Origin of the sequence: Solibacillus sp. FSL K6-1781 (assembly GCF_038630735.1) — a bacterium.
In the GTDB taxonomy this organism is placed as follows: Bacteria; Bacillota; Bacilli; order Bacillales_A; family Planococcaceae; genus Solibacillus; species Solibacillus silvestris.
In genome coordinates this window covers 3896934-3920630 of the sequence record NZ_CP152038.1, presented here as the reverse complement: position 1 = coordinate 3920630, position 23697 = coordinate 3896934, and the positions used below count along the sequence as shown (strand labels likewise).

22 protein-coding genes are annotated in these 23697 nt (G+C 38.0%); 15 read left to right on the top strand and 7 right to left on the bottom strand.

All coding sequences use genetic code 11. From position 1 onward, the window contains the following. Positions 1–131: 131 nt before the first annotated feature. Positions 132–1835: a GGDEF and EAL domain-containing protein gene (locus MHH37_RS19845; protein ID WP_342574365.1), complete on the top strand. Its 1704-nt coding sequence runs from the start codon at positions 132–134 to the stop codon at positions 1833–1835. A gap of 40 nt (positions 1836–1875) precedes the next feature. Here the strand turns inward: MHH37_RS19845 and MHH37_RS19840 are convergent, their stop codons facing one another. Both MHH37_RS19840 and MHH37_RS19835 read right to left on the bottom strand, forming a co-directional pair. Continuing rightward, positions 1876–2277 (bottom strand): PH domain-containing protein, encoded by a 402-nt coding sequence (locus MHH37_RS19840; protein WP_065216107.1) that lies wholly within the window; start codon positions 2275–2277, stop codon positions 1876–1878. Between the two features lie 82 nt (positions 2278–2359). After that, the gene (locus MHH37_RS19835; RefSeq protein ID WP_342574364.1) at positions 2360–3571 is read right to left on the bottom strand and encodes an FAD-dependent oxidoreductase; all 1212 of its coding nucleotides are present in this window, start codon (positions 3569–3571) and stop codon (positions 2360–2362) included. A 124-nt stretch (positions 3572–3695) separates the two neighbouring features. Here MHH37_RS19835 and MHH37_RS19830 point away from each other — a divergent pair, with 124 nt between their 5' ends. From MHH37_RS19830 to MHH37_RS19815, 4 genes are all read left to right on the top strand, one after another. Then, on the top strand, positions 3696–4355 hold the full coding sequence (locus MHH37_RS19830) for a phospholipid phosphatase (protein ID WP_340735839.1): 660 nt from the start codon (positions 3696–3698) through the stop codon (positions 4353–4355). Positions 4356–4471: 116 nt separating this feature from the next. Next, positions 4472–4786 carry a PadR family transcriptional regulator gene (locus MHH37_RS19825; protein WP_008405902.1) on the top strand — a complete coding sequence of 105 codons (315 nt, stop codon included), beginning with the start codon at positions 4472–4474 and terminating at the stop codon, positions 4784–4786. A gap of 2 nt (positions 4787–4788) precedes the next feature. Then, positions 4789–5835: a DUF4097 family beta strand repeat-containing protein gene (locus MHH37_RS19820; protein ID WP_342574363.1), complete on the top strand. Its 1047-nt coding sequence runs from the start codon at positions 4789–4791 to the stop codon at positions 5833–5835. Between the two features lie 76 nt (positions 5836–5911). Beyond that, on the top strand, positions 5912–6268 hold the full coding sequence (locus MHH37_RS19815) for a hypothetical protein (protein WP_008405898.1): 357 nt from the start codon (positions 5912–5914) through the stop codon (positions 6266–6268). Between the two features lie 95 nt (positions 6269–6363). Here MHH37_RS19815 and MHH37_RS19810 read toward each other — a convergent pair whose 3' ends face one another. Together MHH37_RS19810 and MHH37_RS19805 are read right to left on the bottom strand one after the other, a co-directional pair. Beyond that, positions 6364–8076: an ABC transporter ATP-binding protein gene (locus MHH37_RS19810; protein ID WP_342574362.1), complete on the bottom strand. Its 1713-nt coding sequence runs from the start codon at positions 8074–8076 to the stop codon at positions 6364–6366. Continuing rightward, positions 8073–8807: a MerR family transcriptional regulator gene (locus MHH37_RS19805; RefSeq protein ID WP_014822481.1), complete on the bottom strand. Its 735-nt coding sequence runs from the start codon at positions 8805–8807 to the stop codon at positions 8073–8075. Before MHH37_RS19805 ends, MHH37_RS19810 begins: the two co-directional genes overlap by 4 nt. 345 nt (positions 8808–9152) lie before the next feature. On the opposite strand from MHH37_RS19805, the gene MHH37_RS19800 reads away from it, so the two are divergent. From MHH37_RS19800 to MHH37_RS19765, 8 genes are all read left to right on the top strand, one after another. Continuing rightward, positions 9153–10730 carry an NlpC/P60 family protein gene (locus MHH37_RS19800; protein ID WP_342574361.1) on the top strand — a complete coding sequence of 526 codons (1578 nt, stop codon included), beginning with the start codon at positions 9153–9155 and terminating at the stop codon, positions 10728–10730. A 117-nt stretch (positions 10731–10847) separates the two neighbouring features. Continuing rightward, positions 10848–11249 carry a DUF948 domain-containing protein gene (locus tag MHH37_RS19795; protein WP_014822483.1) on the top strand — a complete coding sequence of 134 codons (402 nt, stop codon included), beginning with the start codon at positions 10848–10850 and terminating at the stop codon, positions 11247–11249. A 636-nt stretch (positions 11250–11885) separates the two neighbouring features. Continuing rightward, complete coding sequence (locus tag MHH37_RS19790) at positions 11886–12008, top strand: hypothetical protein (RefSeq protein ID WP_008405893.1); 123 nt, start codon at positions 11886–11888, stop codon at positions 12006–12008. A gap of 25 nt (positions 12009–12033) precedes the next feature. After that, a complete protein-coding gene (locus tag MHH37_RS19785; RefSeq protein WP_342574360.1) occupies positions 12034–12156 on the top strand; it encodes a hypothetical protein in 123 nt (40 codons plus the stop codon). A gap of 447 nt (positions 12157–12603) precedes the next feature. Continuing rightward, positions 12604–13167, top strand: coding sequence for an alkyl hydroperoxide reductase subunit C (gene ahpC, locus MHH37_RS19780; protein ID WP_008405891.1), 564 nt, complete (start codon positions 12604–12606; stop codon positions 13165–13167). A gap of 227 nt (positions 13168–13394) precedes the next feature. Continuing rightward, complete coding sequence (gene ahpF / locus MHH37_RS19775) at positions 13395–14951, top strand: alkyl hydroperoxide reductase subunit F (protein ID WP_342574359.1); 1557 nt, start codon at positions 13395–13397, stop codon at positions 14949–14951. Between the two features lie 99 nt (positions 14952–15050). Beyond that, complete coding sequence (locus MHH37_RS19770; protein WP_008405889.1) at positions 15051–15344, top strand: RNA polymerase alpha subunit C-terminal domain-containing protein; 294 nt, start codon at positions 15051–15053, stop codon at positions 15342–15344. Between the two features lie 86 nt (positions 15345–15430). Further along, a complete protein-coding gene (locus tag MHH37_RS19765) occupies positions 15431–15652 on the top strand; it encodes a hypothetical protein (RefSeq protein WP_014822485.1) in 222 nt (73 codons plus the stop codon). 144 nt (positions 15653–15796) lie between these two features. Here MHH37_RS19765 and MHH37_RS19760 read toward each other — a convergent pair whose 3' ends face one another. Beyond that, entirely contained in the window at positions 15797–16669 is an 873-nt protein-coding gene (locus MHH37_RS19760) for a MerR family transcriptional regulator (protein ID WP_342574358.1), read from the bottom strand. A 181-nt stretch (positions 16670–16850) separates the two neighbouring features. Here MHH37_RS19760 and MHH37_RS19755 point away from each other — a divergent pair, with 181 nt between their 5' ends. Continuing rightward, positions 16851–19052: an MMPL family transporter gene (locus MHH37_RS19755; protein ID WP_342574357.1), complete on the top strand. Its 2202-nt coding sequence runs from the start codon at positions 16851–16853 to the stop codon at positions 19050–19052. A gap of 46 nt (positions 19053–19098) precedes the next feature. Here MHH37_RS19755 and MHH37_RS19750 read toward each other — a convergent pair whose 3' ends face one another. Further along, complete coding sequence (locus MHH37_RS19750) at positions 19099–20838, bottom strand: ABC transporter ATP-binding protein (protein WP_008405883.1); 1740 nt, start codon at positions 20836–20838, stop codon at positions 19099–19101. Beyond that, the gene (locus MHH37_RS19745) at positions 20835–22577 is read right to left on the bottom strand and encodes an ABC transporter ATP-binding protein (RefSeq protein WP_008405882.1); all 1743 of its coding nucleotides are present in this window, start codon (positions 22575–22577) and stop codon (positions 20835–20837) included. The genes MHH37_RS19750 and MHH37_RS19745 overlap by 4 nt, the downstream gene beginning before the upstream one ends. A 594-nt stretch (positions 22578–23171) precedes the next feature. On the opposite strand from MHH37_RS19745, the gene MHH37_RS19740 reads away from it, so the two are divergent. Further along, positions 23172–23681 carry a fructose 2,6-bisphosphatase gene (locus MHH37_RS19740; RefSeq protein WP_014822488.1) on the top strand — a complete coding sequence of 170 codons (510 nt, stop codon included), beginning with the start codon at positions 23172–23174 and terminating at the stop codon, positions 23679–23681. Positions 23682–23697: the final 16 nt, after the last annotated feature.

Below are 23697 nucleotides of genomic sequence, written 5' to 3'. Positions count from 1 at the left end.
ATGAAAAAAAGGCGATATAATCTAAAAGAACTACCAAAATTATTAACTAAGAACTATAATTATGAATTAAAGAATGCAAATTTTCCGAAAATGCACTAGAAAAGAATCACTAAATAGAAGTTGGTGGGTAGATGGTAAAAATAGAAGATACAAATGTACTAGGTTCAATGCAATTGACTGTAGAAGAATTACAAAATATTAAAGTTGCATTAGACGAATCGTCCATTTTGGCAGTTACAGATCAAAAAGGCATTATCACAATTGTAAATGACCGATTTTGTAAAATTTCCAAATACGAACGTTGTGAACTCATTGGTAAAGATCACCGTCTTTTAAATTCAGGCTATCATCCCAAAACTTTTTTTAAGGAAATGTGGCGTACGATAGGTTCAGGCAAGACATGGAACGGAGAAGTGTGTAACCGCGCAAAGGATGGTTCAATCTATTGGGTACAGACGACGATTGTACCGTTTTTGAATGCGAAAGGAAAGCCCTATCAGTATATTTCGATTCGTACAGATATTACCGCACAAAAGAAGATTGGGGAAATGATACATATTGCACACCATGATGATCTGACAGGACTGCCAAATCGCCGGATGTTGCTTAATGATTTAAAAACGCTAATCGAAGTTGAACAACAGCCATTTTCACTCATGTTATTTGATGTCAATCGGTTTAAAAATATAAATGATGGTTTAGGGCACCATGTCGGGGATATGTTTTTAGCAGAAATTGCGGAGCGAACAAAAACATTGACTAGTCCGTTTATAACTTTTTATCGTTTGAGCGGAGATGAATTCATCTGTATTTTAAGAAATTCAGATCTACTGGAAAGTGCTGCAGAGGATATACAAGCACTATTTAAAAGCCAATTTAATTTAAATAACCATACTTTTTATGCTTCGATCAGTATCGGGGCGGTAAATTACCCGGAACATGGCTATTCGGCACAAGACATTTTAAAATATGCTGATATTGCGATGTATAAGGCGAAAAAAAGCAATAACAAAGGTTTTGTCATTTATAAAAAGCAACAGCGTTTTTCGTATAATCAACTACTAACATTGGAAACAAAGTTACATGATGCCATTAAAAAAGAGGCATTTGAACTGTATTATCAACCGAAAGTGAATTTGCAAACAAATAAAATTGAAGGTATGGAAGCCCTGATTCGCTGGTTTGATGATGAGCTTGGTTTCGTACCACCGGATCAGTTCATACCATTTGCGGAAGAGTTTGGTTTGATCAGTGATATTAGTGAGTGGGTTATTGCTAAAGCAGGTCGCCAAGTAACAGAATGGAATGAACGATATAATTTAAACCTCCGTGTGGCTGTTAATATTTCACCGAACCATTTGAAAGCAGAAAACTTTATTGTGCGCTTAAATCGAATTTTACAGCAGCATGAAATTTCTCCAAGCGCACTGGAAATCGAGATAACAGAAATGAGTTTCTTAGATCAAAATTCAGATTTGCTCCATACGATCAAGCAATTAAGTGAAATGGATATTACGTTAGCTATTGATGATTTTGGGACTGGCTATTCCTCATTAAGCTATTTAAAGAAATTTCCGGTAGATTTATTAAAAATCGACCGTACGTTCATTCACGAAATGTATAAGAACAACGCAGACATTGCCATGGTTTCCGCAATGATTTCTTTGGCACGCGCACTTAATTTAAAAGTAGTGGCGGAAGGTGTTGAGGAACATGCAGATTTACACCTTTTACGGGAATTTGATTGTGAATTTGTACAGGGTTACTATTATAGTCGTCCTTTAACAATTGATGATTTTTCAAAACGTTTAAGTGAAAAAGGGATACTCGTGTAAAAAATCCACGCAGATTGCTGATACAATTTGCGTGGACTTCTTACGACTTGAGTGTAATACTTGGATTGATTTCAAGAAGCTTTTTTACAAACAGCTCCTTTTCTTTTGGGGATATAAGAATAACCTGAATATGCGGATCAAATGTAATTTCAATACGGTCGATTGACATTGCCGGAGCCGATAGAGGATTTTTCGATGGACGCAAGCTTCGTATTTGCTTAATCGGAATTCGCTTTTTATAAATACCACCGTAAACGATGAGTTCATCCGCTTCAATTACGTATTTGGTACCGAAAAACAGTATGCATAATAAAACAATAATGAATGCCGTAACAAGCAGTAAAACAGCACTTGGCTCGGTAATGACCCCGTATATCATTGAGGATGGCACAAGAATAAATATGAACGCCATCCAAATATCCACTTTTGATTTAAAAACCACAAAAAAGCACCCCTTTTACTTAATAGCTTATAACAAAGAAGCGGAATTAAAAATAGAATTCCAGCAATAGGGGACTTTATGGTTATTTAATTCCATATTTCCGGTCCAATGTCACAAGACGTGCATCGTCGTTCGGTCGATTCATAATTAAATCAGCAATTATTTGGGAGCCAAGCATGCTATAAACCGTGCCGTTCCCTCCAAATCCAAGCAGGTAATAGTGATTTGGCTGTTCTGGGTGCTGTCCGATGAATGGTAGATGGTCTAATGACTCACCGAAGGAAGCACAATATTTATACGGTGCATGGAAGGTTTCGCCAGGTATTAATTCATGAAGTTTATCAAGCAGCATATTTGCCATTGCTTCCACTTTTGATTCATCCTTGGCAGGATTGGCTTTTTTTTCGTCTAATCCTCCGATTATAATGCGGTGATCTACCGTTTTTCGCATATACAAATATGGGCGGGCAGTTTCCCAAATGAGTGCATTTTCATACCAGCTCTCAAAGGTTGGTTTTTGCTCTGTCACAATCGCATAGGAACGGTTAATGTCAGCTCCCTTCATTTTTCCATAAGGAAGACGATCATATCCGGTCGTGTATATAATACGGGATGTTTTAAAAATGCCGTTCATTGTGTGCAAAATAATGTCATTTCCTTCATCCTCTATAATATTGGCGTACGTATTTTCAAATAAATCTAGTCCTTTAGTAATAAGCTGTTCAGTTAACGAAACAACGAATTTGTAAGGGTTCATTTCCGCATCATTATTTGTGTACAGAGCAGCAGGTGCTTTAAATGGTAAGCGCTTTTCTACGACAAGTTCATTCCAAAACTCAGCAGAGAATCCGTGCTTTACTAAAATCTCGCATTCCTGCTCAAGTTTTGATACATCTTTTTTTTCACTGGCAAAACAGATGCTCGGACGTCGAATGAAATCTGCCTGATCTTTTAACGGCTGGGCAGTTTTTTCAAGCTGGTCAACTGCCTCCAAGCATAGTTTATAAAAACGTACAGCATCCTCTTCTCCAATTAAATCGCAAAGTTCGTGTAATTGAATATCATTTGAATATTGAAGTAGTCCTGTATTGGCCGAAGTACTGCCTGAGCCGAGTTCATTTCGTTCTATAACGGCTACTGATAATCCTTCATCAATTAGTGCTTTCGCCGTCAATATCCCGCTCATTCCGGCACCTACGATAATCGCGTCATAATGAGGTTTAATTGGTGGGTTCGTGTGCGGTTCTTTTACAAGTGTAGTCGGCCAAAATAATAAACCATTGTGTAATTCCATAAATAGTTCCCCCTTTATTCATCTAAAGAATATTTCCCGCTCGTGCCCCTTTCTAATCTTGAAATATTTAATAACTTAATTTTGGGGTAAAGGGGAAAGAATAGTAATTAAAAGGAGGGGTATGATGGATCCTTATATATTCGGACTTTTCACGATTGCCTATATTGCCATCTTCGTCTGGGGAATGGCAAAACATAAAAAAACTGCATCCGCCATTTTATTTTTAGTTATTGCTGCCCTAATTTATGATAATGCAATATTAGCTTTAGGCCATGTTATCGGAGAGGGAGAGCTGCTTGAAAACCTAAGTTATGGCAGATTTTGGCTCCATGCAATATTCACACCTACTTTAATACTTTTTTCCCTGTTTATAATGAAAGAGGCAAACCTTCATTTTGCCTATAAGGAATGGGTTTCGTTTACATTTGGCGCTTTATGGGTTGTTGCAATGATTGTTGAATATTTTGCGGAACTGAGTGGGCTGGAACTAGCGCCGGAGGAATCGTATGGTGTAATAAGCTACAGTACAACAGAAGCAGCTTCCGGACCGCCCCCAATGATTTTGATTGTTCTTGTGGCCTTATTAATCGCTGCGATCATGCTTGCCCGGAAAAGAAAATGGTGGTGGATGCTTGTCGGTACAATTGTTATGACAATCGGTAGTGCAGTTCCGATTGATATTGGTAGTGACGCGATTACAAATGCCTTTGAGTTAGTATTAATCGCGACGTTAATGTGGACGGCAATCCATTATTCGAACGACAGACCTTATAGAAGGTTTTAACGAACAAAAATTGTGCTGAGGATAAATCTTAGCACAATTATTTTTTGTACACTACCTTGCAATGAACAGTAGTGTTTGTTACACTATTGTATATTAAATAGTAGTGAGGTGAAATAATGAATCCTCAATTTAAAAAAGGTGTGTTGAATTTATGTGTCCTCGCCTTATTAGAAAAGAAAGATATGTATGGATATGAGCTTGTGCAAGCAATTTCTACACAAATTGAAATATCAGAAGGAGCGGTATACCCGCTGTTACGCAGGTTAACAAAAGACGGTCTATTTACAACATATTTAATGGAATCAACAGAAGGCCCGCCGCGTAAATATTATCAGATTACCGAACTAGGGATTGAACAACTACAGAGCTTACGTAATGAATGGGAAAGTTTTATTTCGGGTGTAAATACTTTAATTCAAGGGAGCAAATAAAAATGAATGAACAACAGTTTTTAGATTTACTTGATAACCATTTAGTGAAATTACAACAGCAAGAAAGAGATGACATCCGCAGAGACTTTGAAGAATACTTCGAAAATGGCCGTGCAGAAGGAAAGACAACTGAAGAAATTATAAAATCATTCGGAAATATTGAAGAGCTGGCTGAAGAGCTCCTTGCTTCATATGATGAAGAAGACTTTATGGAAAATGTGGCGGTTATGAAAAATGATAAGCCAATTCCGTATCGAAATGTAGATATTGAGGCTAACGGTGTGAATGTTGTAATTGTTCCAACTGACGCTGACGAGGCTCTAATAGAAACAAAGGATAAGGACCATTTGACTGAAGCATCCATGCTAATAAAAGATGACACACTTTTCATCTCTATAAAGCGTCAGGAGCAGGTCCGTCGTTTTTGGTTCATTACAATAGTAGGGACAATCAACACAATTGATACAGTCATTTATCTGCCTAAAAAACAATATGAAAAGCTCGTGATTCAAAATGACAACGGCAAAATTAAGGTGTCTGAAACAATCGCACAGCAATTTTATCTAAAATCAGATAATGGCCGTATTTTAACGGATCATATTCAAGGAAAAGTACTTGATGCTCATTCTGATAATGGCCGAGTGGTGCTTACAGAAACGAATATTGAACATGTAAAAGCTAGTTCCAATAATGGAAGGATTATTGCAGAGGATGTAATGGGTCAAGAGCTTCAGTTAGAATCTGATAACGGACGTGTTGAGATTAAAAATGTGGTAGGCAAAATTCATGCGCAGTCACGAAATGGCCGAATTGTTGCCCAGCTAAAATCTGTTCAATCACCATTAAATTTTGTATCTGATAATGGGCAAATCATATTAAGTACAGAAGGAAAACTTCAAAATATTGAAATTGATAGTTGGACAGCATGGGGATCCGTATCCATTTATAATGAAAAAACATCGCATTATTCCCATGGCACTAAAGAACACACAATTCAATTAAAAACGAGCAATGGGAAAATTACGGTGGAGGATCTTTTAGCACAGTAATCTATGTAAAAGTTAGAAATTCATCGGTACAATCCGTATAATAAAACTAATGATAGTTGAAATGGAGTCGTTAACGATGAAAACATTTAGCTTTAAATTATTTGGTGGCTATAAGGTGTCGCTTGATAAAACGGATATAACAATTGACTATGCTGGCGAAAAGTTTCTATTTATAAATAAATCAAAGCCTCGGATGAAAACCATTTCATACAATGACATATTGAGAGTCGATTACAAGGAAGCCGGTATGACATTCGGCTATGTGCGTCTCATTACAGCAGAAAATGCCCCATATGTAAGCAGTACGTATGTTGCTCAGCATGATGAAAACGCCTGGATGGTTGAAAAAGATGAAATTAGTTTTTTAAATGAAGTATTGGATATCTTGAAAAAACATTGTAAGCATATACAGTTTGCTCAATTGAAAGCTTAGAAATGAAATACAGCACGTCAAAAGTAAATTAACTTTTGGCGTGTTTTTCTATAGGGGGAAAAGTGCTGCGAAGTTTCCTTCGAGCACTTTTCATGCTAAATCACTTGCATTTTAGACCATAGCTGCTTGTAGTATGAATGTGAGTTAATAAGCTCCGCGTGTGTACCTGCGCCTGACAGCTGCCCGTCTTCAAATAGTAAAATCTGGTCGGCATTTGTAATTGTAGAAAGACGATGTGCGATAATGACAGTCGTTCGGTTTTTCATCAATGCCTGTAAAGCAAGCTGGACTTCACGTTCAGATTCATTGTCCAAATTCGATGTCGCCTCATCAAGCAATAATATTTGAGGGTCGCGTAGAATCGCACGGGCAATTGCAATCCGTTGCTTTTGGCCGCCTGATAGTTTAATGCCACCTTCACCAACTTCGGTTTCGAGTCCTTGTTCAAGTGCAATTACAAAATCGTAGGCATATGCTGCCCGCAATGCTTCCACAACTTGGTCGTCTGTTGCATCGTGTTGACCATACAAAACATTTTCACGGATCGAGCCATTCATAAGGGGGGCGTCTTGCGTCACATAGCCAAACAGTTTCCGCCATTCGTATAAATCATACTGTTCAATAGTTGTCTGCCCATATAAAATTTTGCCCTCTGTTGCTTCATAAAAACGCTCGATTAATGAAAACATCGTCGTTTTCCCGCCGCCACTACTGCTAACAAATGCCGTTGTTTTGCCAGAGGGAATCGTAAAGTTCATTCCTTTTAAAATGGGCTGGTCAGCATATTGAAACTTTACATTTTGGAAAATAATATTTTGTGCAGACGCAGGAATTGAAAGGCCGGATATCCTTTCGGTTGCCTGCGCAATGATTGCTTGAATACGTTCTGTTGCACCAAGTGCTTTCTGTAATGCTGTAAAAAATGTTGCCATTTGTGTAAAAGGAATGATGATTTGCACAAGGTAAATCATTATCGCAACAAGCTCCCCTGAAGAAATCGCTCCTGAAGATACTTGTGTGCCCCCATATCCGAATAAAAGTATTAGGACAATCATCATAATGAGTGTCATGATCGGGGATAAAATAGCCAGGATTTTCGCTTCTTTTAAACCAAATCGGTAAAGCTGCTCAATGCGAGTTTCACCCCGTTCTTTTTCCAAAGTTTCGGTTTGCGAAGATTTTACAAGTCGGATATTAGATAACACACGTCCCAGGTGTCCACTGAATGAAGCAAGCTCATCCTGATTAGCCTTGGCAATCTTATGCATTTTTTGTCCAAGTGGCAATGTCACAAAAATTGCAAGAGGTACGGCGATTAACATAAGCAGAGTCATTTTCCAGTCAATCCACAGTAAAATGCCAATCGCGCCGATAATAGAAAAAATGCCCGATACAAAGCTTACGAGATGGTCGGTCACGAGTTCTTTTACGACACTCGTATCTTGCGTAATACGGCTCATCGTTTCACCGGATTCGTGTGCATCAAAGTAAGGCGTTTTTAAATATAAAATATGCTGCCAAAGTGTGTTTCGTAAATTCGCAACAATCCGTTCACCGAGCATACGCATTAGAAAATAGGTAAAACCACTAAGAACCGCCTGCACGACTAAAATAAGTGCAACGGCAGTGACCGCTGTCCATGCAAAACCTGTCGTCGAAAAATCGTTGATCATATTCATTGTAAATAATGGTACAGCAAGCGAAGCAAGTGTTTCGATAATACTTAATACAAAAACAATGATGACGAGTTTTTTGGGGAATTTACTTTTTTTAATGAGTTCCCATAATTGCTTTAGTTTAACGTTCATGTAATAACCTCCTCTAATATGTTCAATCTTGCGGCTTGCTCCAATAGCCAATTTTCTTCTTCACTAGTAAGCGGAATCGCAAAAAGCCAATTATCAAAATCTACGGTTGCATGCTTTTCAAATTCCTGTGCAATACTTTTGGTTAATTCTTGCGGAATAATAGAAAATAGCCGTTCGATCAGTTCTTTTAGCATCGTGTCTTCCGGTGGAGCCTGATAAGCCTGCTTAATTTCGTGGAGACTTTCAATATAACGTCGATTTATTTCGATAAAATTTATATCTAGAAAATTGTATATACGTTCAATGAGCGGCTCCGAAATATATTGCCTCAAATAATCCTTTTGCGCATCCTCTGTCAGTAAACTGTGAATAACGAGCAGTAATGTAGTAGAATCAACGGCCATATTTCCCTGATGGATATGAATAGCCGTATCAATCGTTGCAAGCATTTGTTCCAGCTGCTTTTTCTTCTTTAGTAACTGCAATTTTTGATGTTCCAAAGATTGGAGCAAAGAATCATCTTTTTTGAGCAGCTCTTTAATTTCCTCTAGAGAATAATCAAGATATTTGAAAGTCACAATCTTTTGGACAGTTATGATATTAGCGTCATTATAATAGCGCTGACCGCCTTCAGAAATACGGGCAGGTTTTAGTAAACCCTTTTCTCCGTAATAACGTAAAGTCCGAATTGTAATGCCGGTCTTTTTAGAAAATTCCCCGATTGAATACATATTCCTCACTCCTTATATGTAGTATAAAAGCTGACGTAACGTAACATGCAATAAAAACGTTTGAAAAATATTAATATAATGAATTCGCTGTTAACTAAAAGGAGCCTGTAGTACAAAAAAATAATGTGCTAACTTAGCGAAAGTTGTCACATTATGTTTCACGTGAAAAAATTCCAACTAAAAATGAACCAATTAAATAAGGCTTAATAATAAAAATTTGTAAAGATCTAAAAATAGTGACGAAATAACATAGAAAAAAATTACAATAAATACTATTATATTTAGAAAGAAAGGTAAAATCATACAATTCTAGGTAAAATTTAATACTATAGGGGGCTAAGGAAAATGGAGCGTAGGAATATGAATATGATCAGGAAAGTTTTAATTCAAATTGGGGTAATTTGTCTGTTGGTTGCAGCTGCGGCAAATACAGGCTATGCCCAAATATTTACGGATGTGAAAAGTGACTCTAAACTTAATGAAGAGCTTACAGTGTTAAATAATTTAGGTGGAGTAATACAATCGCCAAATGATACTTTTCGTGCCGATGATCCAATAACAAGGTATGAAGTGGCGGAGTTTATCGTACGCACACTGCAAATCGATTTAGAAATGAGTGCAATTCCTACATATTTAGACATTCCGGCAGAAGATCCTCGAATGCCTGTCATTGCAGCAATTACTGAACTTGGGATGATGACAGGGTATGAAGGGAAGTTTAATCCGGATGCAAAATTAACGCGTGCACAGGCGGTGAAAATATTGGCACCTGCGTTTCAGTTATCTGGACAGACAACCATTCCATATTCGGATATTACCAAAAATCATAGTGCAGCAACTGCGATTGAAGCTTTAGTAGCAAACAAAATTGTATTCCCGGCAAAAAACGAAAAGTTCAATCCAAGTGATATGATGACGCGTGGGATTTTTATTTCGTATCTTGCAAGAATAGTTGAGCCATCACTAAGACCTACCGAACCTGAACAGCCTGTGTTCCAAAGCTGTGTAAAAGAAACGGCGAAAAAACGTTATGTAATCGATGTCGCAGTAACGAATTTATGGAATAAACCTAACCAGGCACGTGCTGTTGATTACCCTTCGACAAAAAATCCGGTAGAAATGCAAAAATGGATTTCATCATTAAGCCTGTCGCAAAAGAAATGGCTCGTTGGACGTACGGATACCCAGGCATTATATGGCGATGAAGTAACGTTGCTTGAAACGAAAGGAAAATGGCAACGTATTGCGGCAAAAGATCAATATGTACCGTATTTAAAAGCAGGTTATCCTGGATGGGTTCCACAGTCTCATGTTGTGGCAACGAATAAAAACTATGATGACTGCGCCATTGCGATTGTTACTGCAGATAAAACGAATCTATTAGAAAAAGATGCGAAAACAAAATATTTACAAATTAGCTATGCAACAATTTTGCCGGTCATTGATGAGACTGCGAAATATTATTATGTAGAGACACCAGGTGACGGGGTTAAACTATTAAAGAAAAGTGCAGCCAAATCCCATGCATCCTATAGTGAAGTTCCAAAACCGACAGCGACTACAATTATTAATGAAGCGAAGCGTTATTTAGATTTACCGTATCTATGGGCAGGAACCTCTTCATGGGGCTATGACTGCTCGGGTATTTTATATGCAGTATTCCGTACACACGGCATCATGATTCCGAGGGATTCATTCTATCAGGCAACTGGTGGGAAAGCCGTTGCAAAGAAGAATTTAAAGGCGGGGGACCTTGTATTCTTTGCGTATAATGGCGGCAAAGGGAAAGTGTACCATGTTGGACTTTATATCGGTGACGGTAAAATGTTACATGCACCACACTACGCATCAAAAGTAAAAATCGAATCGATGAACAACGGTGTTTACAAAAAGAACTATTCAGGTGCAAGACGTTATCTATAAAAGCAGGCATATTTAAATGAAATTTTTTAACTTACATGACAAAGTATTTAGTGTATTGTTAGGAGTAAGTTGGGTATAAGTAAGGAATATAGGAATTTTAATAAGGAGGCATATTTTATGAATCCATGGTTTTTAGCAGCTCTCGTTATATTAGGAATTGCTGTAGTTCTGTTAATCGTCTGTATTGTTGCAGTAATTGGACCGATAAAAAAAGTTGTAACTCTGTTATTGGCACATGCTGAAGGAATGAAAAAACAGCTGAACCCAATTCAAACGGAAACAACAAAATTAACAACAACAGTCGATCGTATGAAAGCAGATATCGAATTTAAAAAAGAATCTGTCCAGTCTGTCATTCAATCTATCAAACATACAGGTGATGTATTAAACCAAGTGAGTGATGTCTCACACGATGCGACTGCGAAGGTTATGAAGAAAGCGAACAATGATCCAAACCGACAAGCCGAAGTAGAACGTTGGACCAATACTGCAATGGGTATTATTCAGCGGAAAGCATAATAGGAAAAGAGGTTCGGACAGAAGTAGAATTTCATTAAATAAGGAAAATCCTTATTAGGGAACGAATATTTTATAAAATTGATTGGAATGGAGGGTGACTCCTGCGGGAATAGCGTGACGCCTGAGACTAGGAACAAAAGCTAAGAACGCCACGTCCTGTGGCAACGCTTTTGTGACCAACATCCTGTTGGCCTCACGCCCGCGGAAAGCGTCCCGGAATGGAAATCAATTTTACTCTCAACAAAAATGCCATTTTTCTTTCAGAGAAAAATGGCATTTTTGGGTTATATCCCATTCCTTTTTTATTTTCATTCAGTATTGAAAATGAAAAAATGGCCAATTGAATATGAACGCAATTTTATATGTAAGCGTTATTATTCTGTGCTATAACAGAACTTGCTGGCTTACTGTTTATTCTTCTGTTTTTTGTTTAAAACCTTGAATCCAGGACTTTCACAAAGTGTTCAAAGAAATCAGATAAATTATGAACACATTGTGAAAAGAGGGATTTTAAGGTTTCATTTTAAATAAATTAGAGTAAAATAGAAAACAGAAAGAGTGTTATATAACAATTTGCAACTGTCACGGAACAATCGACTATTTATAATACAGTTTTATAAAAAAGGAGAATGAAACATGTGGGTAGTAACGGTATTTAACAATATAAACGATATCCGTATATTCGAATATACGACAAAAAATGAAGCGACGTCCAAGTTAGAAAAATATACAAATGCAATCTTATCATATACAAAATAAAGACTTTAAAAGGAGCGGAAACAATATGTGGGTAGTAACAGTGTTCAATAATCCAAATGACATTCGTATGTTCGAGTACACAACGAAAAGCGAGGCTGCTGCATTTTTAACGAAATACAAAAATGCTGTGCTGTCATTTACAAATTAATTAAAGAAAGGTCTATGCAGGAAGTGAAAGCTTTCTGCATAGACCTTTTTATTTGTAAGGTAATATCGAGAGAAGAAATGTCTATTTTTCTCGTTTATAAGAAGGATCATATGTTAATCGAGAATGGCAACTATTAGAAAGAGTACTAGCTGTCAGTTAAAGTGTGAGGGAAGAATATTAGTTATAGGATAATTATCTCCATTAAAATGAAATATACAAAAATAATGTATTATAGACAAAATTTTATTTTAAAGGACGATTTTATTGTATTAACAATATTGATGCTTTACTGTTTGACATTAATTTGTAGGTTTTAAAGAAGAATTCCATGAATTTAGGTAGCTGAAGGTTGACGAAATATTACTAATATAAGATAATTCTAGATGGTAATAATAATTATTTTATAATAATTATTTCATTGATATATGTTATAGGAGGAATTTTAAAATGGCATTAATCGGTAAAGAAATCGCACCATTCGCAGCGAAAGCATTCCAAAAAGGTGAATTCATCGACGTAACTTCAGAAAACTTCAAAGGACAATGGTCAGTAGTATGCTTCTACCCAGCAGACTTCACATTCGTTTGCCCAACAGAGTTGGAAGACTTACAAAACGAATATGCTACTTTAAAATCTTTAGGAGTGGAAGTTTACTCAGTATCGACTGATACACACTTCACTCACAAAGCATGGCACGATACATCTGAAACAATTGGCAAAATTGAGTACATCATGATTGGTGACCCATCTCATACAATTTCTAAGGCATTTGACGTATTAAACGAAGAAGATGGTTTAGCAGAGCGCGGTACATTCATCATCGATCCAGACGGTATTGTACAAGCATTAGAAATTAATGCTGGCGGCATCGGCCGTGACGCTTCGATTTTAGTGAACAAAATTAAAGCAGCTCAATATGTACGTAACAATCCAGGTGAAGTTTGCCCAGCTAAATGGGAAGAAGGCGGCGAAACTTTAACACCAAGCTTAGATTTAGTAGGTAAAATCTAAGAAATCAATTACGCCTTTGCGTAATTAAATAACAACAAGTAAGCGACAAAAAACAACCGTTACGGCTTGATTTTTGTCGCTCTGTTTTTAAATAGGGAAAGGAAAGGTAAGCTCTCTATCTTCTAATTTAATATGAAAGAGGTGAAGGGTTTGCTGTATTAGAGAGAGAATGGCCGCTTATTTTTCGGGAGAGAACGGTAAGTGGTGTTCATACAGCAGCTTGTGCAGTGTTAGATAATCAAATTAAAGCGCAATTACAACAGTATTTATCAATGCTGGAAGGTGATTTATTAATTAAAGTGAGTGTTAATGACGACAAGACATCGCAAGAAGTGCTCAATTTAGTTGAAGAGTTGGAAAAGATGTCTCCTCGTATTACGGTGCAACATGCTTTATTAGAACGTACACCAAGTTTCAGTATTAATAAAGTAGGCGAAGGAGAATCTGGTATTACATTTGCCGGGTTACCACTTGGTCATGAATTTACATCATTAGTTTTAGCGCTTTTACAAGTTTCAGGACGTGCGCCAAAAATTGATGCAGCAGTTGTAAAGCGTATTCAGGCGATCAAACAGCCGTTGAAGTTTGAAACGTATGTAAGTTTAACTTGTCACAACTGCCCGGATGTAGTGCAGGCATTAAACATTATGGCGGTTTTAAATCCGAATATCTCGAACACGATGGTTGAAGGTGGAGCATTCCAATCTGAAATTAAAGAGCGAGATATTATGGCGGTGCCTACTGTATATTTAAACGGCGAAAACTTCGGTGGTGGTCGTATGGAGCTGGAAGATATTTTAACAAAGTTAGGTGAAGTATCAGACGGCTCGGAATTTGCAGATAAAGAAGCTTTTGATGTATTAGTAGTAGGTGGCGGTCCTGCCGGTTCTGCAGCCGCTATTTATTCGGCGCGTAAAGGGATTCGTACAGGTATTGTAGCCGATCGCTTCGGTGGTCAGGTTAACGATACGTTATCGATCGAAAACATTATTGGAACAAAGGCAACAGAAGGTCCGGCATTTGTATCAAGCTTAGAAGCGCATGTATTAGACTATGACATCGATGTGATGAAATCCCAACGTGCTGCAAAGATCGAGAAAAAAGATTTTATTGAAGTAACGTTAGAAAATGGCGCGGTATTAAAAGGGAAAACAGTTATCCTTTCTACGGGTGCTCGTTATCGTCAACTAGAGGTGCCTGGTGAGGAAGAATTTAAAAATAAGGGTGTTGCGTATTGTCCGCATTGTGACGGTCCGATTTTTAAAGGGAAAGATGTAGCGGTAATCGGTGGCGGTAACTCTGGTGTAGAAGCGGCTATCGACCTAGCGGGTATTGTAAATCATGTTACGCTAATACAGCGTAACAGTGAGTTGAAGGCGGATAAAGTGTTACAAGAGCGCGTTTACAGTTTAAAAAACGTTACAGTCATTACGAATGCTTTAACTACTGAAATTACAGGAACGGATAAAGTGAATGGTTTAACGTATAAAGACGTTGCTACTGGTGAAGAAAAGCATATTGAATTACAAGGTGTATTCATTCAAATTGGTTTATTGCCAAATACAGAGTTCCTTAAGGGGACGGTAGACATGAATGCGCATGGTGAAATTATTGTAGATAACCACGGGGCTACAAATATTCCGGGAGTCTTTGCTGCAGGTGATTGCACGGATACGGTGTATAAGCAAATTGTCATTTCAATGGGTTCTGGCGCAACAGCAGCTTTAGGGGCATTTGACTATATGATTCGAAATGTTGATTCACATGATTTTGTAAAAGCATAAATTGAAATCCGTTGTACGTAAAATCGTGCAACGGATTTTTTTGAACGGTAGAATAATAAAGAGTAGATAAAACTTTAACTGAAAGAGGAGTTGATGGGAATGGTGAAAAGGGAAAGGACATTGCGCATTTGTCCGGTGGGTCATCGGTATTATAAAAGTACTGATTGTGGAACATGCCCTAAATGTGAGCAGGAGAATAAACCGTCAGAAGGATTTTTATCTCGCTTATCCTCACCTGCATGTAATGCGCTGATAAACGCAGGGATTACCGAGTTGGCGCAGCTTGCTGATTATACGGAAAAAGAAATTTTAAAATTGCATGGTATTGGACCTGCGACATTGCCCACATTAAAACATGCGTTGGCAGAGAAAGGCTTAGATTTTAAAAGTTAAGAAGACATGTATTTGAAAGTAAAAGTGTAACGATCTCTTTTTTCGGGTAAAGGATAGGAGACTATTCGAAAAGGAGGCTTTTATCAATGAGAGACGATAAAATAAAGCATAAAAAGCTTGATAATCCGGATTTATTAAATACCGAAAAGGAAAGCATTTTCGATATAGATGAGGAAATGAAATTTGTGGATCCAATCCCGGTGGAAGAATTAAATGATCAAGTAAAAGATGAGAAACATAATGCAAACACGAAAACGACATCAGGCAGTGAGCGTAAAAACCAGCCGGATGAAACGAAAGATGCGTAAAATTAAAACTCAAAAAACAGTATAGACAGTCTAAAGATTGACCATTTTGCGAATAAGCAAAGTGGTCAATTTTTGATTACTGGAAACAAGCAGAAAAAAGCTCGCTGTAAATGGAAAATACAATGAGCTCAGTATACAATATTCCTAAAGGTTAGCGGTAGGAAGGATATCCTCAATTGTTCGTGCTAATTTTAATGCTTTTAATTGGAACTGTTCATAAAATCGTTCTGTACCTGCACCCCCTATAAAAAATGAAATATGTTCGTGAACTTGTGCTAATTTTTCAAGTGTGTGAACGGATTGGGCAAATTCGTTGTATGCAATCTCAGTTGATCCGGTTAGCAAAACAATAGCCGGCTTCTTCAGGGCGATGGCAGATTGTATTGCTGTTGGAGCAGGTGAAGGACCGAGCATTAATGTACGGTAACCTCGCAACATACATTGAATAAGCAAAATTTGCATTGGGATTTCATGTCTCTCTCCAGGTAGACAGCTCCCTAACGCGAGTGGCGCATCGTCCGGAACAAAAAAGTGTCGACGAATGTGGCTTAAAAAGTCACGCACTGTTTGACTGCTAATAGCTTCTTGATATTCTCCCCATGCTTTTTCACACCATAGCTGTCCGACTTCATGAAGGAAGGGAACGACAATGTCCTGAATCAGCTTCTCTACTCCAAATTTATGGTGGGCTTGTTCTAGCAAATGCAAAATTTCATGCTCATTTGCTTCTGTGCCAGCCTGGATCAGTGCTTTGTGGAAGAATGATACAGGGTCTGCTTCTGGTATATCCTTATTTTTAATGTAGTGATCTACCGCCTGTTTGATTGTCATACCGCTATTTATATATTGTTTCAGCTGCATTAACGTCTGAACTTCATCTTCCGTATACACTCGATAGCCATTGTCTAATCTATCGGGTTGAATGATTTGGTAGCGATCTTCCCATTTTCGGATCAGTTGTTTAGAAAGATTTGTTAAGCTGGATACTTGTTGTATTGAATAAGTTTTTTTAGTCATATTTTACCACCTCCTAAAGTGATCCTTTATTAAACTCTATTCAACCGAAAAAGAAAGTACTTGTCAAATGTTTTTCGTATATCGTACAATGTTTGTATAACTTGAGTTAAGGGTACCATAAAATGTCATGAGTACCTTGTAATATTTGGAGAGCTAAAAAGAAGAAGAGGGGGGCTATGTTATGGCTAAACATCCATTGGAAAAATGGGGAAGTGTAATGGGCGGTAAAAAAACACGTTGGATAGTTGTTGCATTATGGATTATGTTTGCGGTTGTGTTTGCACTTATCTTCCCGCAAGTTAATAGTGTTGAAAACTATTCGGGTGATGAAATCCCTGATACTTATACTTCGATTAAAGCAGGAAACATTATGGAAGAAGAATTCTCGTCAGATAGTGGTATACCACTATTAATTACTTGGTACAACGAATCAGGTCTTACAGAAGAAGATCTGACAAATATTCAAGGGTTATACAAACAACTGGCAGATGAGCCATTAGATGGGCAGGAAACAATTCCGCCATTCCATGAACTTCCCGTTACAGCATTAATGGGTTCACTTTCTGAGAACGGTGCAGCACTTGTCACACCTGTTTTCTTCTCAACTGAGAAAAACTCAGATGTTTTAAAAGAAAATTTAGCGATTATTCAAGAACGTACAGAAAGCCAATTCGGTGAAAATCCGTATGATACAAACTTGGAAGATAAAGGACTTCATGCCCGATTTTCTGGACCAGTTGGTATCTCAATTGATGCGACAGATCTTTTCAAAGCAGCTGACGTACAACTTATGATTGCCACTGTAATTATAATTTTAGTCATCTTATTAGTAATTTATCGTTCGCCAATTTTAGCGATTATCCCGTTAGTAGTAGTAGGGATTGCATATTTAGTTGTAAGTCCTTTACTGGGTGCTATGGCTGAAAATGGATGGATCGATAAAGATGCGCAAGCGGTAGCGATTATGATTGTTTTACTGTTTGGTGCAGGTACGGACTATTGTTTATTTTTAATTACACGTTATCGAGACATATTGTTGACTGAAGATAATAAATTTACGGCATTGGCATCGGCTGTTCGTGAATCAACAGGCGCAATTGTAATGAGTGGTTTAACAGTTGTAATCGGTTTAGCGACATTGGCATTGGCAGATTACGGCGCATTCCAGCGTTTTGCCGTTCCATTCAGCTTTGGTGTATTAATTACAGGATTTGCAGTAGTTACATTGCTCCCTGCCGTTCTTGGCATTTTAGGCCGTGCAGCATTTTGGCCGTTTGTTCCTCGTACGGAGGAAGCTGAAAAAGCGAATGCAGAAAAGAAAAACAAACCATATAAACCACGTAAACCAAATCACCGTTATATGCGTGCGATTGGTGAATTTGTTACATCAAAACCATGGCTTGTCATTATTGTAGCGGGAGCGGTTTTAATCGGTTTAGCATTCGCTTCCACAAATATTAAATACAATTACGATTTAATATCTTCATTCCCTGAAGATATGCCTTCACGTGAAGGATTTAAAATTATTGAAGAAAACTTTACACCAGGTGAATTGGCACCGGTTCAGTTATTAATAGACAGTGAAGGTACTGATTTGGACATTACAGAGCAACTGTTAAGGCTTCCATATGTCGGTGTAGTAAAAGAAATGCGTACAGGTGAGACAAATAACAATATCCAACTTTATGAAATCGATTTGGATAAAAATCCATATTCGAATGAAGCAATGGATGATGTTGAGCAAATGAAAGACGATGTTAAGGGAATTCTTGCGGATAGCAATCTGAAAGACGGCCAATTCTGGATAGGGGGCGAAACAAGCTCTCAACTAGATACAAAAGTTGTTCAGTCGGGCGATGAAAACATTATTCAGCCTGTTATGATTATTATTATTTTCATCGTATTATTAGCTTACTTACGAGCTCTAATTACATCAATTCAATTAATGGTAACAGTAGTGATATCCTTCTTCTCTGCTTTAGGTGCAGGTTGGCTGATCATCCATTACGGTTTAGGACACGAAGCAATGGCAAGTTCGATTCCGCTATATAGTTTCGTATTTATTATCGCATTAGGTAACGACTATAATATTTTCATGATTTCTGATATATGGAAAAACCGTAAACGCGGCGCTGCGCATAAGCAAGCTATTTCAAATGGTATTGCTTCAACAGGTGCAGTTATTACGTCAGCGGGTCTGATTTTAGCGGGTACATTCCTAGTATTGGCATCATTACCAATTCAGCTATTAGTACAATTCGGTATTGTTACAGCGGTTGGGGTACTGCTTGATACGTTTGTCGTACGTCCATTGCTCGTACCAGCCCTTATTACGGTATTTGGTAAGTGGTCATACTGGCCGAATAAAAAGCTTAAAGAATAGCAAAAAGCGTACAGCTCCCTAATGAAGGGGGCTATACGCTTCTTTTTTATGAAGAAGTTAATGAACCGGATTGCAGGCGATACATAAGTTCATACTTACCGCCAAGTGCGACAAGTTCATCATGGCTGCCTTGTTCAACAATTTCACCACGGTCCAATACTAAAATTTTATCTGCATTTTTAATAGTGGAAAGTCGGTGGGCGATAATAAATGTCGTACGTCCCTTTTTCAATACATCCATTGCGTGCTGAATAATTTCCTCTGTTTCTGAGTCGATATTCGATGTCGCCTCATCCAGAATAAGAATAGCCGGATCAAATGCAAGCGCACGCGCAAACGAAATTAACTGGCGCTGTCCGGAAGAAAGGGTACTTCCTTTTTCAATAACAGGCTCATCAATTCCTTTTTCAAATTTCGATAAAACACGTTCGCCACCGACTGCTTCTAGCGCTTTTTCAACAGTTTCTCTTGAAATCCGCTTATCATTTAGGCTAATGTTCGAGGCAATCGTTCCAGTGAACAAATATGGATCCTGCAACACGATTCCCATATGTTCGCGGATCGCTTGGCGAGGAAGTTTCGTAATATCTTTCCCGTCAATGATAATCCGGCCTTTTTGCGGGTCGTAGAAGCGGAACAGTAAATTCATAATTGAGCTTTTCCCTGAACCTGTATGACCGACAAGTGCGATCGTTTCGCCTTCTTTTGCTTCAAAGTGAATATTTTTCAATACATATTCATCATTTTTATAGGCGAATGATACATGATCAAACACAACATTTCCTTTATAGCGTTCGATTCGTTCTGTACTTACAGCTTCCCCTTGCTGATCAAGCAGTTCAAATACCCGAGATCCTGCAACTAAAGATCGTTCCAGCTGAGAGAACTGGTTGACTAAGTTCGTAATCGGATTGAACAGGCGTGTAATATAATCAACAAACGCATATAGCGTACCGGCTGATACTGCTTCAGGCATTGTCATTGATTGGGTGCCGAAGTAATAAACGAAAACTGCAAACATTCCAAGACGTAAAATATTTACGAGGTTATGTGATGTCGCAGAGTCCAGCAATAAAAGCTTACGGTTGTATTTGTAATGTTCATCATTCATCTCGTCGAACTCTTGCTTCATCTGTTCTTCACGGCGGAATGCCTGAATGATCGTCATCCCATTAATCGATTCGTTGATCATTGCGTTAATGTCCGCAATTTTTGTTCGAATAATATGGTTGTACTGGGAAGCGAATTTCCGGTATAAAATCATCCAAATATAAACAATCGGAACAAGCAATAGAGCAAACAGTGCCATTTTCCAATTTAGTATAAATAATGCTATATATACCCCTGCAATGGTAATAAAGCTGTTCGCAAATTGCGAAAGTACAGTTACATACAGGTTGCGGATTGCCTCTGTATCATTTGTGACACGGGCTACAACTTTACCGGCCGGCAGGTTATCGAAGTATTCAATTGGTAGCTTTTGAATATGACCGAAAACATCCTTCCGTAACTGCTGAATAACGAAGTTTGCACCTCGTTGTAAAAAGATGAACATTAAATATCGGAACACTGCTGTCAGAACAGACAATAAGAAGAAAATCGATAATAAGATTGCAATCGGTTCTACTTCCAGATTACCCGGTTCCATATGATGGTCGATAATATATTTGGCAATGAACGGTCCGGCAATATCTGTTGCAACGGCAATTGTTAATAAGGCTAATCCGATTAAAATCGGTTTTTTAAATTTCAAAGCATACAGGTACAGTCGTTTTGATGTACTCATTGCTCCACCTCCTCAAGCTGCTGGCGGTCAAACTGCTCTTTGTACCAACCACCTAAGCGTAGAAGCTCTTCATGTGTACCTCGTTCAACGATATAACCATCATCCAGCACGATTATTTCATCCGCATGCTGAATACCTGACAGGCGGTGAGTTGAAATGATCGTCGTTTTTCCAGCGCGCTCTGTTTGTATATTTTCAATGATTTTTGATTCTGTTTTCGCATCGACTGCTGATAAAGAATCGTCCAAAATTAAAATTTCCGGATCTTTAATTAAGGCACGTGCGATTGATACCCGTTGTTTTTGACCACCTGATAAAGATACGCCTTTTTCACCGACAAGTGTTTCAATGCCAAGCGGTAAATTTGATAAATCTTTTTCAAAGTCTGCTAAACGAATGGCTTCCTCGATTTCGCCAATCGTAGCATCCTCTTTCCCGAATAAAATGTTTTCGCGGATTGTGCGGGAAAATAGTACATGGTCCTGTGGCACATAGCCGATCCAGTCCAATATTTGTTCTTTTGTCATTTGTGCCAAGTCCGTATCATTAATGGCGATTTGCCCATTGCCTAACGGATATTCACGTAACAGTTGGCGAATAAATGTTGTTTTCCCTGCACCTGTTTTACCGACAATACCGAGTGTCTGCCCTTTTTTCAGATTCAGTGAGATTTGCTGCAAGTTTTTTACCTGAGATAGAGGATACTGGAATGTAAACTCAGAAAACCCGATAGAATTTGGTACTTGGTGCGTCATTGGTGAAGGAGGGTTTTGTACATCCGCTTCATATTCCAATGTGTCCTGTACACGGTCAAGTGAAGCACTCCCTTGCTGCATGACATTGATCAGCTCGCCAATAGCAAACATTGGCCAAATTGCCAAACCTAAATATACGTTGAATGAAACGAGCTGACCGACCGTTAGCTCAGAATTTGAGACAAGAACAGCACCATAGCCCAATGCGATTACATAACAAATGCCAGTTCCAATTTTTGTGATTGGCATAAAGAGTCCGTTAATATAAGCGACGCGCATGTTTTTGGCAAAAATGTTTTCGCTCATTTCAGCGAAGCGTTCTTCATCTTTTCCTTCTTGAACGTACGCGCGGATTACGCGAGTTCCCGCAACAGATTCCAACACATTGTCATTCATCTCTCCGAATGCATCCTGTGCTTTCATATAACGTTCATGAACAATTTTTCCTAAATATTGAATGATTAGAGCCATGACAGGAATCGGGAGCATCGCGAAAAATGTCAGCTTCCAGGAAATGAAAAAGCCCATTGCTAAAATAATCAATGCCATATATACCGTGGAATCAATGAGTGTCATAATACCAAAGCCAGCTGTCAATGTTACGGCATTCAAGTCGTTTGTAGCTTTTGCCATTAAGTCACCGGTACGGTTTTTTTCATAAAATGTAGGAGTCATTTTTAAAAACTGGTGCATCAGTTTTTTACGTAATATACGGTCCAGTGCGATCGAACCGCCAAACAGCTGGTATTGCCAGATGAAGTTTAAAGCGTAGCTCACGATGGCAGCGCCAATAACGAAGCCTACATACTTCAGCAGCTGCATCTGATCCATATCTCCATTTGTCATGTCATCAATGGCTTCCCCTAAAATCCATGGCGGCAAGACTTCGATAAAGCTCGCCAGCATAAGGAGCACAATCGCAATTGTATATTGCTTACGGTACAGTTTTAAAAACCACTTTAATTTCACAAATACATTAAACATTACGTATACCTTCTTTCTTCATTGTTGATCGTGTTGCTACCCATCATCGTATCGATCCATTTTTAATAGTTTTCGCTGCCAAATGATAGTCATATAAAGCCCTCCTAAAATGTTGTTACACTAAAATGCATCGTACATTTTCCGCCGATATTTAAAAACACGGCCAATGCAAACAAAAAAGACACCTATTCCGATTTTTCGAAAAGGTGTCAAAACGAAAAGGGCACAGGGGGAGTCCACACCTGTGCTTTTTATTTACAAGTACGTGCGAAATTAAAACAAAAGTTCAGGTTAGGGCAATATGAAATTGTCGCTGTTGAAATTGGTAACTTTACAATTGGTGTCATCATATCCCTAAACTCCTTTCCTTGTTTTAATTTATTTAGTGTTCCTTAATAATATTGGAGGTAATTACCATTGTCAATATTTTTTGAAAACATTTTATTTTCAGTACTGAAATTTAATGGTTTACTTATATTTAAATAAACTTAGCTATATTTTGAGCGTAACAAGTACTTAGAAAAGTCATCGGAAGTTTGAAAATTGTTTATTTATTCTGTATCTTGAAAGTAATACATCAAAAGGAGTGAGGCAATGATGAAGAAATTGTTATTGGTCATGTTATTTGCGCTCGTGCTCGCAGCGTGCGGGACAAAAGAGATGAGTGATGATGTAAATAATGTCCCGGGAAATAATACAGACAATGTGACACAAGGTAGCTCTAAAGTGAAAGAGGAAAAGATTACATTATATAAATCAGATGAGAATGCAGAGAATACCGTTCCATTTGAAGAAAATTTTAATAGCGATGACGAAGAACTGGTGCCGTTTATTTTTTCAACAGTAAATGAGCATGATGTAGTGTTACTTGACTATACAATGGAAAATAAGGATAAGAGCTTAGTGCTTAATTTAGGTGACGATATATATACGATTCAAGGTTCTGCAGGTGCCAATATGTTTGTTGAAACGTTAGCACGCTCTTATTTTGAGAATTTACCTGAATTGCAGGATATCACGTTTATTTATAAAGGATCAGATGAACCGATTCTCGATCATATGAATATAGGTGAACCATATGCACGACAAGATTTTGATATGTAGATGGGGGATAGCGGAA